Origin of the sequence: Methylobrevis albus, from assembly GCF_015904235.1 — a bacterium.
Lineage (GTDB): Bacteria > Pseudomonadota > Alphaproteobacteria > Rhizobiales > Pleomorphomonadaceae > Methylobrevis_A > Methylobrevis_A albus.
This window is the reverse complement of sequence record NZ_JADZLT010000053.1, coordinates 44,027-60,476: the sequence shown is the minus strand read 5'-3', so window position 1 is coordinate 60,476 and position 16,450 is coordinate 44,027. Positions and strand designations below refer to the sequence as shown.

The 16,450-nt window shown below is 69.3% G+C and carries 15 protein-coding genes; 5 read left to right on the top strand and 10 right to left on the bottom strand.

Features of this window, described 5'->3' with window-relative positions:
- Positions 1-18: 18 nt before the first annotated feature.
- Both I5731_RS15305 and I5731_RS15300 read right to left on the bottom strand, forming a co-directional pair.
- The gene (locus I5731_RS15305; RefSeq protein WP_197312280.1) at positions 19-1,179 is read right to left on the bottom strand and encodes a hypothetical protein; all 1,161 of its coding nucleotides are present in this window, start codon (positions 1,177-1,179) and stop codon (positions 19-21) included.
- Between the two features lie 192 nt (positions 1,180-1,371).
- Positions 1,372-2,556, bottom strand: a complete 1,185-nt coding sequence (locus I5731_RS15300; protein WP_197312279.1) for an MFS transporter — start codon at positions 2,554-2,556, stop codon at positions 1,372-1,374.
- Between the two features lie 289 nt (positions 2,557-2,845).
- On the opposite strand from I5731_RS15300, the gene I5731_RS15295 reads away from it, so the two are divergent.
- The 4 genes from I5731_RS15295 to I5731_RS15280 all read left to right on the top strand — a co-directional run bounded on the left by I5731_RS15295 (position 2,846) and on the right by I5731_RS15280 (position 6,641).
- Positions 2,846-3,382: a CreA family protein gene (locus I5731_RS15295; protein WP_197312278.1), complete on the top strand. Its 537-nt coding sequence runs from the start codon at positions 2,846-2,848 to the stop codon at positions 3,380-3,382.
- 383 nt (positions 3,383-3,765) lie between these two features.
- On the top strand, positions 3,766-4,725 hold the full coding sequence (locus I5731_RS19850; RefSeq protein WP_235981833.1) for a regulatory protein RecX: 960 nt from the start codon (positions 3,766-3,768) through the stop codon (positions 4,723-4,725).
- A 665-nt stretch (positions 4,726-5,390) separates the two neighbouring features.
- On the top strand, positions 5,391-5,738 hold the full coding sequence (locus tag I5731_RS15285; protein WP_197312277.1) for a hypothetical protein: 348 nt from the start codon (positions 5,391-5,393) through the stop codon (positions 5,736-5,738).
- Positions 5,739-5,855: 117 nt separating this feature from the next.
- Complete coding sequence (locus I5731_RS15280; protein WP_197312276.1) at positions 5,856-6,641, top strand: TIM barrel protein; 786 nt, start codon at positions 5,856-5,858, stop codon at positions 6,639-6,641.
- Here the strand turns inward: I5731_RS15280 and I5731_RS15275 are convergent.
- Together I5731_RS15275 and I5731_RS15270 are read right to left on the bottom strand one after the other, a co-directional pair.
- On the bottom strand, positions 6,628-7,533 hold the full coding sequence (locus I5731_RS15275) for a serine hydrolase domain-containing protein (RefSeq protein ID WP_197312275.1): 906 nt from the start codon (positions 7,531-7,533) through the stop codon (positions 6,628-6,630). The genes I5731_RS15280 and I5731_RS15275 overlap by 14 nt on opposite strands.
- 2 nt (positions 7,534-7,535) lie before the next feature.
- Positions 7,536-9,494, bottom strand: coding sequence for a LysM peptidoglycan-binding domain-containing protein (locus I5731_RS15270; protein WP_197312274.1), 1,959 nt, complete (start codon positions 9,492-9,494; stop codon positions 7,536-7,538).
- 355 nt (positions 9,495-9,849) lie between these two features.
- Here I5731_RS15270 and I5731_RS15265 point away from each other — a divergent pair, with 355 nt between their 5' ends.
- The gene (locus I5731_RS15265; protein ID WP_197312273.1) at positions 9,850-10,455 is read left to right on the top strand and encodes an LOG family protein; all 606 of its coding nucleotides are present in this window, start codon (positions 9,850-9,852) and stop codon (positions 10,453-10,455) included.
- 41 nt (positions 10,456-10,496) lie between these two features.
- Here the strand turns inward: I5731_RS15265 and cimA are convergent, their stop codons facing one another.
- The 6 genes from cimA to I5731_RS15235 all read right to left on the bottom strand — a co-directional run bounded on the left by cimA (position 10,497) and on the right by I5731_RS15235 (position 16,445).
- A complete protein-coding gene (gene cimA, locus I5731_RS15260) occupies positions 10,497-12,098 on the bottom strand; it encodes a citramalate synthase (RefSeq protein ID WP_197312272.1) in 1,602 nt (533 codons plus the stop codon).
- Positions 12,099-12,125: 27 nt separating this feature from the next.
- Positions 12,126-13,079 (bottom strand): prolyl aminopeptidase, encoded by a 954-nt coding sequence (pip, locus tag I5731_RS15255; protein WP_197312271.1) that lies wholly within the window; start codon positions 13,077-13,079, stop codon positions 12,126-12,128.
- Positions 13,076-13,633 (bottom strand): GFA family protein, encoded by a 558-nt coding sequence (locus I5731_RS15250; RefSeq protein ID WP_197312270.1) that lies wholly within the window; start codon positions 13,631-13,633, stop codon positions 13,076-13,078. Before I5731_RS15250 ends, pip begins: the two co-directional genes overlap by 4 nt.
- A 59-nt stretch (positions 13,634-13,692) precedes the next feature.
- The gene (locus I5731_RS15245) at positions 13,693-13,911 is read right to left on the bottom strand and encodes a hypothetical protein (RefSeq protein ID WP_197312269.1); all 219 of its coding nucleotides are present in this window, start codon (positions 13,909-13,911) and stop codon (positions 13,693-13,695) included.
- On the bottom strand, positions 13,908-15,272 hold the full coding sequence (gene cysS / locus I5731_RS15240; protein WP_197312268.1) for a cysteine--tRNA ligase: 1,365 nt from the start codon (positions 15,270-15,272) through the stop codon (positions 13,908-13,910). The genes I5731_RS15245 and cysS overlap by 4 nt, the downstream gene beginning before the upstream one ends.
- Before the next feature lie 360 nt (positions 15,273-15,632).
- Positions 15,633-16,445, bottom strand: coding sequence for an MBL fold metallo-hydrolase (locus I5731_RS15235; protein ID WP_197312267.1), 813 nt, complete (start codon positions 16,443-16,445; stop codon positions 15,633-15,635).
- Positions 16,446-16,450 lie beyond the last annotated feature (5 nt).

The window sequence follows — 16,450 nt, the reverse complement described above, 5'->3', positions numbered from 1 at the left end:
CTGCCCGATGTCGCCGGCTCACTGGTTCGCGGTGATGTCCGCGTTGAGCAGGTCGGGCAGGGTCTGCGGTGCGGCCTGGGACGCGCCGATCACCTCGAGGAAGCTGACCGGCTCGGTCGGCTTCGCGGTCACCGTGATCGACTGCGGGTTCTGCAGGAAGGCGCCGGCGGCGGTGGCGACCTTGGTCTGGAACGGCGGGTTTTGAAGCGGCGACAGCAGCAGCGGCAGGGCGGCCGCGAGCTGGCCGGCGAGACCGGCGGCATCGGTGCCCATCTCGGCCGCCTGGGCCGACAGGATGCGGTTCGTCACCGAGCCGTCGTCGAAGCGCAGCCGGAGGTCGCTGATCGCCAGCCCCGTGAGCAGGTCGAAGGACGGCTCGGGCTTCTGCATCTCGTCCAGCACTTCGCGCGAGACGCCGGCGAGCGTCAGCGACAGTTCGAGCGTGCCGATGTCGGTGCCGGTGATCTTGAGCGGCGCGATGCGGGCGGTCTCTTCCGTATCGTCCCAGGTGCCGTCGAGGGCAAAATCGAAGGCCAGTTTCTCGTAGCCAAGGCTGCTCAGTTGCGCCATCGCCTCCGCTCCGTTCGGCGCAGCCGACGGGTCGAACACGACGTCGTCGATCTGCATCACGAACTTGCGCGGGTAATTGTCGAGGAAATCGTCGTTCTCGATCGAGAGCCGTCCCATGCCGATCATTTCCCGGCCGTCACGGATCGCCGAGAGCTGGTCGACCGACAGCTCGTCATAGCGCTGGGTGCGGGCCGCATCCGGCTGCGGCGCGCTGATCAGGATGCCGGCCGTGCGGGCTGCGGTCACGTTGAGCGTCGTCTCGCCGTCGACGAGTTGCATGCCGCGCGCTTCCACGACATCCGCGCTGAAAGCGCCCGGCGTGGGGATGTCGGCACCGGTGAGGTCGAGGCTCTCGACCGAGACCTCGCTCGCGCCGGCCGCCGCAGCGGCAGGGTCCTTCGCCTGGCGGAAGCTCATGTTGGCGTAGGTGAGGGTGTCGCCGTCGCGCGTCGGCCCATCGAACTTCACGTCCGAGGCACCGCTCTGTTCCAGCGCACCGACCAGCGCGGCGGTGATTTCCTCGTCAGTGGCGGCGAGCGCCGGGCCGGCGAGCGCCGCGGTCAGGACGGCGAGAGCAATGCCGCAGCGAGCCTGCGAAACGAAACGCATCAGATATCCTCCGGCCCCTTTAGAAAATCGTGACGCCAAGCACCGTCCGCGGGGCCGCAGCTTGCGATGCGCTTCGTCGAATTCAGCCATATCCACCATGAATTGGGCGGCGGCGTGGTGGAAGCTACGAGGCGGCAATCATTGGTGCAACCGGGAAATGCCAGCGGATGCCCGCAGCATTGCCCGGCGCACTCAGCGGTCGCTCTCGCTGCGGGCGAGGATGCGGGTCGCCGCCAGCACCACATAGGCACCGAGGAAGGCGGCGATCACCAGCGGCATGCCGTGCGGGTTCCAGGCGTCGAGGCCGGCGCCGGCGGCGGCGGGGCCGACCAGCATGCCGACGGCATACATGAAGATGAACGCCGCATTGGCCGAGGCGAGGTCGCCGCCGGCGAGGCGGGCGCCGAGATGGGTGAGGCCGATGGTGTAGAGCCCGGCGAGCAGGCCGCCGCACAGCATCAGCGCCGGAAACAGCACCCACGGCAGATGCGCGATCAGCGGCGTCGCTGCGATGATCGCCCCGCCGCCGGCGGCACAGGCGAGCAGCATGTAGCGGCGGTCGAGCCGGTCGGCGAGCATGCCGAGCGGGATCTGCAGCACGATATTGCCGATGGCGACCGCCGATACGAGCAGCGCCGCCGACTGGAAATCGAGCCCGATCCGCAGGCCATAGATGGCGATGAACGCCATCATGCCGCTTTCGGTGGCGCCGAAGGCGAGGGCGGCGAAGGTCGCCATCGGCACCAGCACGATGAAGCGGACGAAGCCGCGCTGCGACTGGCCCTCCAGCGACGGATTGGCCTTCAGCGCGAACAGCACCGGCACCACAGACAGCAGCAGGATCGCGGCACCGGCGATGAAGGGCATCGCGGTGGTGGCGTCTGTGAAGCTGAGGATAACCGGGCCGAGCGCGAAGCCGAAGGAGAGCACCGTCGCATAGATGCCCATGATCAGGCCGCGCCTGTTTTCCGGCGCCAGCGCGTTGATCCAGAACTCCGACAGGATGAAGGCCGCGGTGACGGCGCCGTGGAACACGATGCGCAGCACGAACCAGGCGAGCATCGAATCGAAGACGAAGAACAGCGGAAAGCTCGCCGCGGTGATGACGATGACGATGGCGAGCAGCTGTGCCGCGCCGATCCGGCGGGCGAGCGGCGTCACGAACGGCGTCACCGCCATCGCCGAGATGCCGGCCATCGCCGTGTTGATGCCGATGGCGGCGCCGGACACGCCGCGCGACTCCATCACCAGCGACAACAGAGGCAGGCCGAGCCCGAGCGCGATGCCGACCGATGAAATCGCCGCGACGGCAGCCGCGATGCCGGTGAGACGAGACGAACGTGACAGGCCACGCGGCTGGTCGGCGACAGGCGTCATCGGAGAACCGGAACAAGGCGCGCGCGGCGGCGGTCCGCGTCGACCGGACCGACGGTCCGGGCGGCGTTTCTCGCACAATCGCGATCCGGAATGAAGCGGCATCATAGGACGCGGCGGCGGGGAGGGATGATCGGCGTGAATCCCCGGTTTCTTTCGCCGTCGCGATTTCGTCGTCGGCGGTGAATATCCTGCTAGGACACGTCTTTCAGCCGGTGCCGCGGATCGCCATCTGAAGGTCGCGTCGGCTGCCGGAGCGGCGGCGACGGACGCTGATCAGGAGCGCAGACGAATGACGGTGATGACGGGATGGGCTCGTATCGGACGGGCGGCGACGATCGCGGTGATCGCGGCTACCGCATCGGTCTCGGCCACGGCGGCCTTCGCCGAAGGTCCGGACCTGATCTTCAAGAAGTCGACCGTCTGGAAGTTCCTGACACCGGACCACAAGCTCGCCGTCTACGGCGTCGACGATCCGGTGGTCGAGGGCGTCGCCTGCCACTACACGGTGCCGGAAAAGGGCGGTCTCGAGGGCCTCGTCGGCATCGCCGAGGAGGTGTCGGACATCTCGCTCGCGTGCCGCCAGGTCGGGCCGGTGACGTTCAAGAAGAAGTTCGAGCAGGGCGAGGAGATGTTCTCGCAGCGCCGATCTTTGATCTTCAAGCGGATGCAGATCGTGCGCGGCTGCGACGTGAAGCGCAACGTGCTGGTCTATCTCGTCTATTCCGACAAGCTGATCGAAGGCAGCCCGAAGAACTCGACCTCCAGCGTGCCGATCATGCCGTGGGGCGATGCCGAGGCGCCGCGCTGCTCTGACTGGATCGACTGATCGTCGGGGGATCTTGACGGAGGCCGACCGTCCCGCGGCGGGGCGGTCGGCTATGACGCGGTCTTACAAGGCGGATATGCTGCGCTGCAAACCAAGCTCAGCTGTTCTCGCCATGACGATGCCAGTCGCGTTCCATGGCCATGGCACCGCGCACGATGAGCACCGTGATGACAGCACAAACAATGAGAGAAGCCAGCAGCATCGCTTTTCCTCCTCATCCGGACTTACCGTTGACCGGCGCCGGGTTTTGCTTCGTTCACCCGCGATCTTAACGAACGCGGCATTTCCATGTTCCTAACGACAACGGCGAGGCGCCGGGTTTGTTCGCGAGGACCCGCGCGTTCACGGGAGTTTGAGCGTCAGCCGGCTTCGGACCCGATGCCTTGGAACGAAGCGGCCGTCATTTTGTAGCCACAAAACTTAAGCGCAGACGATGCGGCAAATCAGGCGCGTTCGCGCGAAACCGGCGCTTTCCCGGTGGACGCTCGGTCGCGTTCCTTTTATGTTCCAAGGTCTGCGCGCCGGGGTCGCACCCGGCTGATCGGCGGCAGGGTTTCTTTCAGGATGTTTCCAGGAATGCGGCGGGGAGGCCGGCGACGCTGACGGACGAGGACGACAGGGCTGGCGAATCCACCGCCGAGCGTGGCGGCAGCCGGGCTGACCTGCGCCGCCGCGAGCGGCTGAAGCGGGCGGCGCTGCATTATCTCGACCGCTATCTCGCGTCCGAGCAGGATCTCAGGCGGGTGCTGGAGCGGCGCTTGCGGCGGGCGATGGCGACCGATCCGGCGCTCGCCGGCAGCGACGCCGACGCCGCGGACCTGCGGCAGGCGTGGAAGGCCGCGGCGGCGGGGGATATCGACGCCGTGGTCGAGGCCTGCGTGCGGACGGGGCTGATCGACGACGGCCGCTACGTCGAGGCCAAGGCGGCGTCGGGCCGTCGCCGCGGCTGGTCGGCCCGGCGAATCGCCGCAACGCTGAAGGCACACGGCGTCGACGATGGCCTGGTCCGTGCCGGGCTCGACGCGGAGGACGACGAGGCGGAGATCGCCGCCGCCATGCGCCTGATCGTCCGCCGCCGCATCGGCCCGGCGGCGCGGCCGGGCAGCGTGCGCGACCGGCACAAGGACCTCGCGACCGTGATGCGCGGCGGCTTTTCCGGTGCCGTCGCGCGGCAGGCTCTGGAGCGGGTCAGCAAGGAACGGCAGGCGGACGACGAGGCGGAACCGGGCGACGACGCCGACGAGACGGCCACCAGCGCACCAGGGGACGACGGCGCACCAGACGACGCCGGCGCGCGGCGCGACGGCCGCCGGCAGGGCCGCGGGCCATCGCAGCGTTGGTAGGGGCAGCGCTGGTGAAGGTGGCCGCGTCGCGGTGCAGGCGGTCCCGACGGATCGGGGTGCCGAGGTCCATTGCGTCGAACCGGCCTTCGGCGAACGGCAGTCTGGCAGGCTTGGCTCGGCACCATCGGTCGGTGGGACGGAGGGGAAGTTCGGAGCGGGTCGCGGCAGCTGCTTCGGGAAGCCGATCGGTCCACTGGGCGGACGCCGCGGGAAGCCGAGCGACCGAGGTGGCGACGAAGGGCGAAGGGGGACGCCAAGGGAAGCGGTTGCAACGCCTGATGCCAAAGCGCCTGCCGAACGATCCCGCGGTCAAATCGCCAACGCGCATAAGATATATTATGGAACTAGAATGGATACGGAACGCGGTGTCGGGCTCTGCCGGTGGCCTCGAAAATCGGGCTCGGCAGCGCCGGTTTCCGGTCACTTGCCTCCGCCAAGCGCACTCGCGTGCGACGCGCGTGGTTGATCCGGCTACCGCAAGCCCCTGACGCGGCGAACAGATCATCGGTTCGCGTCTGCCGGCATGGCCGAGCCTCGACCGACATGTGCTGTTCGACAGACCGTAGTGGACCCGCGACGTTGCATCCAGCGGCCGCGCGGGCCTCAATGCTCTCATGGCCTCGGCGGTGCATCACCCGCAACGGCGACAGGTGCGAGCGGATCCCGTGAAAAAAATCCAGATCATCGACGGCGCGGTCAACGCGACCTTCAGCCTATTCCAGGCGACCGACGACGAGCATGCCGCGATCTTCCCGGACGGCCGGGACATGGAGCTGATCGAGGACCTGATCGCGCGGCTTGGCGACGCCGATGCCGGCCGCGTGCTCGGCGCGCTGTGGTGCCGCCCGGTGCTGAAGCGCGACGCCCTCGGCATCCATGGCACGCTGTTCTTCGACAACGTCGAACGACGTCCGCATATCCCGGCGTCGAAGCGCGAGGTGGACCTCGACGACCGGTCGATCAATCCCGCGCAGCGCGAGCTCTTCGCCCGGCATCGCTGGGGCACAGCCTGACCCGAAGAACACCAGCCAGCCCTCGGCGTTCTCTCGTTCTCTTCCAAGGAGCGCGGCGATGTGCATTGCTGGCTTCGCTGGCACCCACCGCATCCGTCCCGCAAGCAAGGCCTCGCCATGATCCAGCCGTTCACACTCGCCGTCTGCGTCGAAACCGTGTTCGCCGAGCTGCCGGTGCCGGAACGGCTGCGGCGGCTCACCGACGCCGGGTTTCTCGCCGAGATCTGGGACTGGTCGCGGCATGACATCAAGGCACTGGCGCGCTCCGGCGCGACGTTCTCCTCGATGACGGGCTATCTCGCCGGAACACTCGCCGACGATGCCGGCTCGGACGAACTGCTGCGCACGGCGGCGCTGTCGATCCCGGTCGCGCTGGAGCTCGGCTGTCCGCGTCTCAACCTGCACGGCACCGGGCTGGACGGCCGGGGCCTGGCCATCGTCAAGTCCGAGGTCGTGACGGGGCCGATGTGGCTGAAGGCGGCGGACACGCTGCGCCGGCTCGCCGACCTCGGCGAGACGCACGGCGTCACCTTCGTGCTGGAAAACCTCAACACCGCCGTCGATCATCCGGACGTGCCGTTCGCCCGGGCTGCCGACACGATCGCGCTGGTGGAAGCCGTCAACCGCCCGTCGCTGCGGCTCAATCTCGACCTCTATCATGCGCAGATCGGCGAAGGGAATCTCATCGAACTCTGCCGCCGGGCGCTGCCGCTGATCGGCGAGATCCAGGTCGCGGACGTACCCGGCCGGCATGAGCCGGGCACCGGCGAGATCGCCTATCCGGCGATCGCCCGCGCCTTGAACGACATCGGCTATCGCGGCGTCATCGGGCTCGAGGCCTTTCCGGCCGGCGACAGCGAGGTTGCGCTGACCCGCTTCCGCGACGCCTTCACGCTGTCCTGACGCCGTCCGCGCGGCCTCCGGCGACCAGGCGAACCGCCGTGCGCTCGGGGATCCCGCCGTCGTCGCCCGCGGCGAAGGCGGCGGCGGTGCGGCCCGTGGCGGGGGCGTGATACACCGCGCCGACGCTGCCGGGTCCGCCCGCCGAGTGGCCGACGACGCGGATGTCCGGTCCGCCGGCGGGGTCGGCCATGCTGCCGATCATCAGGCCGAGGCCGTAGCCGGTGGCGGTCCATGGCCGGCCGGGCAACGCGCCGCCGAGCGGCAGCGGCGTGCACATCAGATCCAGCGTGGCGGGTGACAGCAGTTGGCGGTCCATCAGGCGGCCGAGCGCCGCGGCGGCCTCGGACGGCGGGCCGATCACGGTGCCATGGTACACCCAGCCCGGATCGTAGCCGGCCGGCGGCGGCAAGGCGGTCGCGGCGAGGTCGCCGGTCGTCTGCGCGACCCGGGCCCGCGTCAGCCCGAGCGGCCGCAGCACGAGGTCTCCGAGGGCTGTCGCCAGATCGGTGCCGCAGCTCTGTTCGAGGCAGCGCCGCAGGAGCATGTAGCCGACGTTGGAATAGGTCCACGGCAGGCCCGGCACCGGGACATCGGAGACCTCGTCGAGCAGTTCGGCCTCGCTCCACGGCGGGCCGGCGGCGGCGACCGCGGCCTGATAGGACGGCAGGCCGCCGTAGTCGCGCAGGCCGGCGCGCTGCTGCAGCAGCGCGCGGGGCGTCGTGCCGGGAGCGCGGAGGTCGCGGTCGAGGTCGAGACGGCCGGCTTCGGCGAGCCGCAGCACGCCGGCTGCGATCAGCGTCTTGGTGAAGCTCCACCAGATGACGTCCGGCTCGCCCGGCGTGGCCGGACCGCCGGCAATGGCCGACAGCACGGTTTCACGGCCGTCCGGCACCGTCAGCCGTCGGAGGCGGGCGCCGGCGTCGCGGCCGCTGCAGGCGCCGGGTCGGCCGGCCAGCTGGCATCACCGGCCGGCAGCACGAAGACCTGGCCGGGGTAGATCAGGTGCGGGCTGCGGATCTGGTCCGTGTTGGCGAGATAGATCGTCGAGTAGCGCACACCGCGACCATAGAGCCGGCGCGAGATGGTCCAGAGATTGTCGCCGGTGCGGATGATGATGCTGGCCGGCTGGCCGACGCGCGCTTCACCCTCGTCGCCACTGCCGACGGCGGCCGCGCCCGTGCCACTGCCGGCGACGGTGATGCCGTTGCCGGAGACGACGGTGGTGACGGTATCCTGTGACGGGGTGGCCGCGCCGGACGCGGTGCCGGGCGCCTCCGCGACTGCCGCCTCGGCCGGGGGGGCCACGTCGCGGAAATCGAACTGCACTTCGGCGCGAGCCGAGACGCCGCCGGCCGGGTCCAGCTTGTCGGCCCGGACGCGGTAGGCACCCGGCGCCAGCGGCGAGATCACCTGCTGCAGCAGCCAGCGATCACCGGCACCGGCGATCGCGTCGCCGACCGGCTGGTCGTTGATGTAGAGCCGGACGCGCGCGCCGCGCGGTGCGGCGCCGGCGGCGAACAGCATCGTCGCATTCTCGATCTCGACGGCTTCGACGGTCACGGCGGGAGCGGCCGGCGCATCGGCGCCGGGCACGGCCTCGCCGATCGTGGCGGCGGCGGACCCACCCGCGGTCGGCGCGCCCTCGCCCGCTTCGGCAGCGGAATCGGGTTGTACGGCGGCGAGCGTCTGTTCGGCGCCGGCGTCGTTGTCCGGGGCGCCGCTCGGGTCCGGTGTTGTGGCGGCGGCATCGGCCGGCGTGGTGCCAGGTTCCACGGCACCGTTCGCGGCGGTATCGTTCGCGGCGGTATCGGTCGTGGTGCTCGCGGCCGGGGTGTCAACCCCGGGTGCGGCCGCGCCTTCGGCGGCACCGGCGTCGGACTTGGCAACCTCGGCTGCGTTGCCCTCGGCGCTCGCTGTCGCGGAGGCGGCGGCATCGGCCGCGCCGGCGGCCGGCGCGTCCTGCGAGGCCGTCGTTGTCGTTGTCGTGGTCGCGGCGGGCGGAGTGTCGGTGGTTGCCGTCTCCGTGCTCGCCGACGGCTGAGGCGCCGATTCGGGGGCCGCTGCGGTTTCGGCAGAGGTGGACGCGTCCGCGGCGGTGTCCGCTGCGGCATCGGCCGTTGCCACCGACGGGGCGGCCGGTGCCGGGTCGGCCGGCTGGGCGGTCGCGGGCGGTGCGACGTCTTCGGCCGGCGGCGTGTCGACGGTGGTCGCAACCGAGGCGCCGGTCGATGCGGCGGCGCCGGACGACTGCGGATCGGTCGATGCCGGCGGCGTCAATGCGGTGATCGCGCTGCCCTCGCCGCCCGGAAGCTGCAGCACGGCGCTGGCGGTGCCCGGCTGGTTCAGCACGACGAGCACTTCGCCCTGGCCGCCCGTGGGCACGGAAACGGCGACGCGCTGCTCCGATTCGATGACGGGTCCGCCGTCCGGCGAGGTGGCGCGGACGCGGATATCGTGCGCGCCGGCGGCGAGCGGATCCTCGAGCACGATCGCCCAGGAACCCTCGGCCGTCGCCTTGCCGCTCGCCACGACGTCGTTGTTCGAAAGGATTTCCACGGTGGCGTTCGGGGCGCCCTGCCCGGCCATCACGGCGGCGCCGTCCGGCTCGACCCGGATCAGGTCGAAGATCGGAACGACCTGCTCTGCGACCTCCGCGCTGTCCACGCCGGTGGACGGTTCCCCGGCCGTGCCGCCGGCCGATGTCGGCGGGGTCTGCTCGACCGAGGTTTCCCCGGTGGCCGCGACATCGAGCGTCCGCAACAGACCGTCGAGCGTCCCCGTTGCAGAAAGACCGAAAATGATCGCGATCAGCACGACCGCGACGGAAAGCGCCGTCTTCACCTGCCTCGACATCGCAAGCCCTGCACTCAGTCCCCATCGGTCGCCCCGGTCGGGCCCCCGGGTCGGCCCCGAGGACCGTCCGCCCCAAGCGTTTCATCGACGCCGATCGGGAAACGCGCCCTGTAGAAGATCGCCTGTAGCGTCATGGAGGAACGGACGTTCCCAGCCGCGTTGCTTCTTCATTCGTAAGCGCAATTCATGATTATACCGTGGCGCGCCCGGCAGCAAGCCGCGCCTGTGCGCTGCAAACGGTCTTTCCCATTGTTATTCGTGCCGAAAACCATCGTTTCGCGCAGCGCGGCGCAACCATTGCGCGGGCCGTTGCCGGCGACTTGACGCCTTGATGCTGCAGTGCCAGAAACCGGACATGGCTACGGTTCAGAGCATCTGTGTCTTCTGCGGCTCCAGTGACGGTCGCAATCCCGCCTATACGGCCGCAGCGGAAACGCTGGGCATCGCCATGGCACGCGCCGGCATCCGCCTCGTCTACGGTGGCGGATCGATCGGGCTGATGGGCACCGTTGCCCGCGCCGTGCTGGAAGCCGGCGGCGAAGTCACCGGAATCATTCCAGAATTCCTCGTCCGCCGCGAGATGATGCTCGAAGGCGACGTCGATCTCGTCATCGTCGAGGACATGCACACGCGCAAGCGGCTGATGTTCGAGCAGTCCGACGCCTTCGTCGCGCTCCCGGGCGGCGTCGGCACGCTGGAGGAGGTCGTCGAGCAGATGACCTGGGCGCAGCTCGGCCGGCATGCCAAGCCGATCGTGCTCGCCGACGTCAACGGCTTCTGGTCGCGGCTGACCGACCTGCTCGCGCACATGTCGCACGAGCAGTTCATCCGCCCCGGCTACGAGCTGCGCTACCTCGTCGCGCCCGAGGCGGACAGCATCGTGCCGATGATCCTCGAAGCCGTCGCCGGCCGCTCCGAGACCGAGCTCGAGGGTGACAAGGCTTCGCTCGAACGGATGTGAAGCCACGGGCAGGGAAGGCCCCCTGCCCGGGAATCGGTCCTTCAACGCCCCGCCGCGCCGTTTTTGACCAGCTTGTAGGTGATCGAATCGATCAGCGCCTGGAACGAGGCGTCGACGATGTTTTCCGAGACGCCGATCGTCATCCAGCGCCGGTTGGTGCGGGTGTCGAGGCTCTCTATCAGCACGCGCGTCACGGCGCCGGTGCCGCCGTCGAGGATGCGCACCTTGTAGTCGACGAGCACGAGGCTCTCGATCTCGGCCTGGTATTTGCCGATGTCCTTGCGCAGAGCCTGGTCGAGCGCGTTTATAGGGCCGTTGCCTTCGGCGACCGACATGCGGACCTCGCCGTCGATCGACACCTTCACCACGGCTTCCGAGACGGTGACGAGATCGCCGATGGCGTTGAAGCGGCGCTCGACCATCACGCGGTAGCTGGTGACGTCGAAGTAGTCGGGCACGCTCGACAGTGTCCGCCGGGCGAGCAGCTCGAACGACGCATCCGCCGCCTCGTAGGCAAAGCCGCGCGCCTCGCGCTCCTTGACCCGCGCCAAGAGCGTGTCGAGCTTCGGGTCGGCCTTGTCGACGGCGATGCCGAGGCGGGCGAGTTCGGCGACGAGGTTCGACTTGCCGGCCTGGTCGGAGACCAGCACCCGGCGGCGGTTGCCGACGCTTTCGGGCGTCACGTGCTCGTAGGTCTTCGGGTCCTTCAGGATCGCGGAGGCGTGGATGCCGGCCTTGGTCGCGAACGCCGAGGCGCCGACATAAGGCGCGTGGGCATCCGGCGCCCGGTTGAGGATCTCGTCGAATGCGCGCGACGTCGCCGTCAGGCCGGCGAGCGCCACGGCGTCGATGCCGGTCTCGAAACGGTCGGCGTAGCCCGGCTTCAGGGCGAGGGTCGGGATCAGCGTCGTCAGGTTGGCGTTGCCGCAGCGCTCGCCGATGCCGTTCAGCGTGCCCTGGATCTGGCGCACGCCGGCGCGGACGGCGGCGAGCGAATTCGCCACCGCCTGGCCGGTGTCGTCATGGGCGTGGATGCCGAGCCGGTCGCCGGGGACGACGGTCGCGACGTCGGCGACGATGCGCTCGATCTCGTCGGGCAGCGTGCCGCCGTTGGTGTCGCAGAGCACCACCCAGCGTGCGCCGGCCGCGTGCGCGGTGCGGGCGCAGGCGAGTGCATAGTCGCGGTTCGCCTTCCAGCCGTCGAAGAAATGCTCGCAGTCGACCATCGCCTCCTTGCCGGCGGCGACGGCCGCCTCGACGGAGAGGCGGATGCCCTCGAGGTTCTCCTCGAGCGTCGTCTTCAGCGCGACGTCGACATGATAGTCCCAGGCTTTTGCGACGTAGCAGACCGCGGTGGCGGCGTTGGAGAGCAGCGTCGCGATGCCGGGGTCGTTCGACACCGAGACACCGGCGCGCTTGGTCATCCCGAAGGCCGAGAACGTCGCCCGCTGCGTCCGCGGCGCGGCGAAGAAGGCATCGTCCATCGGGTTGGCGCCGGGATAGCCCCCCTCGATGTAATCGACGCCGAGGTCGTCGAGCAGCCGCGCGACGAGGATCTTGTCCTCGAGGCTGAAATCGACGCCGCGGGTCTGCGCGCCGTCGCGCAGCGTGGTGTCGTAGAGATAGAGGCGGTCCCGGGTCATGGTCTTCTTCTTGGCTCTCGGGCCGGCTCAGCCGGCGAAGCGGTCGGTCGCCTCGATGAGGTGGTGCAGGATGCCCGGCTCGGAGAAGGCATGGCCCGCATCGCTGACGATGACGAGGTCCGCCTCCGGCCAGGCCTTCGACAGATCCCAGGCGGTCTTCACCGGGGTCGCCATATCATAGCGGCCCTGCACGATGACACCCGGAATGCCGCGGAGCCTGCCGGCGTTGGCGATCAGCTGGCCCTCTTCCATCCAGCCCTCGTGGATGAAGAAATGGTTCTCGATGCGGGCGAAGGCGACGGCGAAGTCGTCGGCGGCGAAGCTCGTCGACATGCCGGCGTCGGGGAGCAGCGTGATCGTCTCGCCCTCCCAGACGCTCCAGGCCTTGGCGGCCTCGAGGCGCACGGCGCGGTCGGGCGAGGTGAGCCGCTTGCGGAAGGCACCGATCAGGTCGCCGCGCTCCTCCTCCGGGATCGGCGCGAGGAAGCGCTCCCACTTGTCCGGGAAGATCAGCGAGGCGCCCTTCTGGTAGTACCAGTCGAGCTCCGATTTCCGCAGCGTGAAGATGCCGCGCAGCACGAGTTCGGTGACGCGCTCGGGGTGCTTCTCGGCGTAGGCCAGCGCCAGCGTCGAGCCCCACGAGCCGCCGAACACCAGCCAGCTCTCGACGCCCATGACGGCGCGCAGCCGCTCGATGTCGTCGACGAGGTGCCAGGTGGTGTTCGCCTCGAGTTCGGCGTGCGGGCGCGAGCGGCCGCAGCCGCGCTGGTCGAACAGCAGCACCTTGTAGCGGGCCGGATCGAACAGCCGGCGCTGCGCCGAATTGCAGCCGCCGCCCGGGCCGCCGTGCAGGAACACCGCCGGCTTGCCCTCCGGGTTGCCGCAGATTTCCCAATAGACGCTATGGCCGTCGCCGACGTCGAGGTGGCCGGAAGCGTAGGGTTCGATCGGCGGATAGAGCCGGCGGCGGGCTTCGGTCATGCGTCGTTCTCCCGGGTTTCGAGCTGGTCGGCGCTGAACGGTGTTGCCGCCTCGTCCGGCGGGTCGTTCGGCCGGCCCCAGATTTCGGTATCGTGGTCGGGGTGCTGGTTGGAGACGATGTCGGCGAGGAACGCCGCCGCGACCAGATCGTCCTCGGTGCGCCGCTCGGGCAGCTCGTCGAGCTCGCAGACGAAGGCGATGCGGCCTTCGACGCCGAACTGGATTTCCGGTCGGATGTCTGAGGGATCGTCGAAGGCGCCGATCGCCAGCGCGATGCCGTCCGGCGCCTCGTAGGTGAGCGGCGTGCCGCAGGCGGCGCAGAAGCCGCGCCGGACCAGGTTGGAGCTCTGGTAGTGCGCCGGAGCGCCGCGCGTCCACGTCACGCTGCCGTTCGCCACGCTGACGAGCGGGGCATAGAAGGCGCCGAACGCCTTCTGGCACATGCGGCAATGGCAGATCGACGCCTTGCCAAGCGGACCCTCGATGCGGAAACGCACGGCGCCGCACTGGCAGCCGCCCGACCGGCTCTCGCCCAACTCGCCCGCGTTGCTCATGACGCCCTCCTGCCTCGCCGTTTCCGGTCGTTGTCGCCGGTCAGATTCGCCCTGCCCGGTCAGCCCTCGCCGCCGCGCCGGTCCGGCACCAGGGGGGCCACCGTCGGCGACGGGGCGACCGAGCCCTTGGCCCGCGGCGCGGGGCGGTCGGCGCCCTGCCCTGCGGTTTCACCCGGCCGCACGGTCGTCACCGCCGGCGCGCCGAGCATGCCGCGCGAGCGCAAGCCCGGCTTCGGCGCCGAGCGCCGGCCGGGCTTGTCGGCGCCCTCGTCGCTCATCGCTTCAGTTCCCAGGTGGTGATCAGTTCGCCGGTCGCCGGGTCCTTGCCGTCCATCAGCACGACGCCGAGGGCGACGAGTTCATCGCGCAGCCGGTCGGACGCGGCGAAGTCCTTTGCCTTGCGCGCGGCGATGCGCTCCGCGACCAGCGCGGCGACGTGGTCCTGATCCACCGTCGAGGCCGGACGCCGCGCCGCCCAGTCTGCCTTGGGCTCGGCGAGCAGGCCGAGCAGGCGCAGCGAGCCGGCGAGGCCGGCGGGATCGGACTTCAGGCCGTGCAGCTCGGCGATCGCCTTTGGCGTGTTGAGGTCGTCGGACAGCGCCTCGACCACCGTGGTCGCCGGAACATCGCCCGCGACGTCGCCGGCGATGCCGTACCAGTCATCGAGCACGCGCCAGCTTTCCTCGAGCCCCTTCACCGTGAAGTCGATCGGCTGGCGGTAGAGCGAGCGCAGCATGTTGAAGCGCAGCACCTCGCCGGGCCAGTCGTCGAGCAGCTGGCGGATGGTGAGGAAGTTGCCGAGGCTCTTCGACATCTTCTCGCCTTCCACCTGAAGGAAGCCGTTGTGCATCCAGACGTTGGCCATCACGCCGTGGCCGAAGGCGCAGGTCGACTGCGCGAGCTCGTTCTCGTGATGCGGGAACACGAGGTCGATACCGCCGCCGTGGATGTCGAAGGTCTCGCCGAGGTGCTTCCACGACATCGCCGAGCACTCGATGTGCCAGCCCGGCCGTCCCGGCCCCCAGGGGCTCTCCCACGCCGGCTCGCCGGGCTTCGACGGCTTCCACAGCACGAAGTCCATCGCGTCCTGCTTGTAGGGCGCGACGTCGACGCGGGCGCCGGCGAGCATGTCGTCGAGCGAGCGGCGGGCGAGCTTGCCGTAGTCCGGCATCGAGGGCACGTCGAACAGCACGTGGCCCTCGGCGGCATAGGCGTGGCCGGCCGCGACCAGCCGCTCGATCATCGCGATCATCTCGGCGATGTGCTCGGTGGCGCGCGGCTGCACGGTCGGCTCGAGGCAGCCGAGCTCGGCGACGTCGGTACGGAACTGCGCCTCGGTGAGCGAGGTCACCGCGCGGATCGCCTCGTTCAGCGGCAGCCCGGGATGCTCCAGCGCGGCGCGAGCGTTGATCTTGTCGTCGACGTCGGTGATGTTCCGCACATAGGTGACGTGCGCCGTGCCGAAGCGGTGGCGCAGCAGCCGGAAAAGCACGTCGAACACGATCATCGGCCGCGCATTGCCGATATGGGCGAAGTCGTAGACCGTCGGCCCGCAGACGTACATGCGCACGTTGGCAGGGTCGATCGGCGTGAAGACGTCCTTCGCCTTCGTCAGCGTATTGAAGAGCCTGAGCGTCATGGGGTCCCCGCCCGCGCTGGCCGGGTGATCCGCATCCGGTCTGATCGAAGAGGTCAGACGCGATCGGCCGGGCCAGCGCTTGCTGCTAGCCGCAAATAATCCAACCGAACATGGCGAAGGCGCCGGAGCGCTGCTGCGTCGTCATGGCATGACGTATCGGCAAACGGCACCCTGACGTCAAGGGCGTGCCCGCCGATCGGCGACGAGCGGAATGAGATTTCACCGCGGCCCGAGGGCGGCTTCATCGACGGTCGCGCAGCCGGCCGATCGATCCAGCACTGGCCTGGCGGCGTCGATCAACGGCGTAAGCGTTTCCCGATCAATAAGTTAACCAGCAATTTGAACCAGCTGCATCATATTCTAATCCATCACATTAAGATCAACCGTCAAACCGTCGTACGCGGGTTCAATGTGAGGCGGCAATTTCGCTTTCGTTTCAACGTAGTCGAGGTCGATATGCATATGCGTCAGGATCGCATGTTCAGGTTTAATATTAGCTATGTAAGCCATTGATTCTGATAGCGACAGGTGGCTGGGGTGCGGGGCGGGCCGGAGGGCGTCGACGATCCAGACCTTCAGGCCCTCGAGATGCGGCAGCGCTTCGTCCGGCAGCGCCGAGACGTCGCTCGAATAGGCGAAATCGCCGATGCGGAAGCCGAGCGAGTCGATGTCGCCGTGGATCTGGCGGAACGGCAGCAACCGGATCGAACCGCCGGGCCCGTTGACCTCGAACGCCTCCCCTGCCCGGATCCGCGTCTCGGTCACGATGGGCGGATAGCTCGAACCCGCCGGCGTTTCGAAACAGTAGCCGAAGGCTTCGCGCAGCCGCACCGACGTCACCGCGTCCATGTAGACCGGCACCCGGCGGCGGCGGTTGAGCACGAAGGCGCGCAGGTCGTCGATGCCGTGGATGTGGTCGGCATGGGCGTGGGTGTAGACGACGCCATCGGCCCAGCCGATGCCGGCGTCCAGCATCTGCTCGCGGAAGTCCGGACCGGTGTCGATGACGACGACAGTCTTGTCGCCATTGTCCGCAAAGCGCTCGATCAGCAGCGAGGCGCGGCGGCGGCGGTTCTTCGGCTCATTGGGGTCGCAGGCGCCCCAGTCGTTGCCGATGCGGGGCACGCCGGGCGAGGAGCCGCAGCCGAGGATGGTGAAGCGATGCCGGGCCATGCCGC

Coding starts and splice junctions, on each gene's coding strand:
- I5731_RS15270 (WP_197312274.1), bottom strand. CDS start 9,494: ATGTCGAGGCAGGTGAAGACGGCGCTTTCCGTCGCGGTCGTGCTGATC.
- I5731_RS15265 (WP_197312273.1), top strand. CDS start 9,850: ATGGCTACGGTTCAGAGCATCTGTGTCTTCTGCGGCTCCAGTGACGGT.
- I5731_RS15250 (WP_197312270.1), bottom strand. CDS start 13,633: ATGAGCAACGCGGGCGAGTTGGGCGAGAGCCGGTCGGGCGGCTGCCAG.
- I5731_RS15245 (WP_197312269.1), bottom strand. CDS start 13,911: ATGAGCGACGAGGGCGCCGACAAGCCCGGCCGGCGCTCGGCGCCGAAG.
- I5731_RS15300 (WP_197312279.1), bottom strand. CDS start 2,556: ATGACGCCTGTCGCCGACCAGCCGCGTGGCCTGTCACGTTCGTCTCGT.
- I5731_RS15305 (WP_197312280.1), bottom strand. CDS start 1,179: ATGCGTTTCGTTTCGCAGGCTCGCTGCGGCATTGCTCTCGCCGTCCTG.
- I5731_RS15280 (WP_197312276.1), top strand. CDS start 5,856: ATGATCCAGCCGTTCACACTCGCCGTCTGCGTCGAAACCGTGTTCGCC.
- I5731_RS15235 (WP_197312267.1), bottom strand. CDS start 16,445: ATGGCCCGGCATCGCTTCACCATCCTCGGCTGCGGCTCCTCGCCCGGC.
- cimA (WP_197312272.1), bottom strand. CDS start 12,098: ATGACCCGGGACCGCCTCTATCTCTACGACACCACGCTGCGCGACGGC.
- I5731_RS15295 (WP_197312278.1), top strand. CDS start 2,846: ATGACGGTGATGACGGGATGGGCTCGTATCGGACGGGCGGCGACGATC.
- cysS (WP_197312268.1), bottom strand. CDS start 15,272: ATGACGCTCAGGCTCTTCAATACGCTGACGAAGGCGAAGGACGTCTTC.
- pip (WP_197312271.1), bottom strand. CDS start 13,079: ATGACCGAAGCCCGCCGCCGGCTCTATCCGCCGATCGAACCCTACGCT.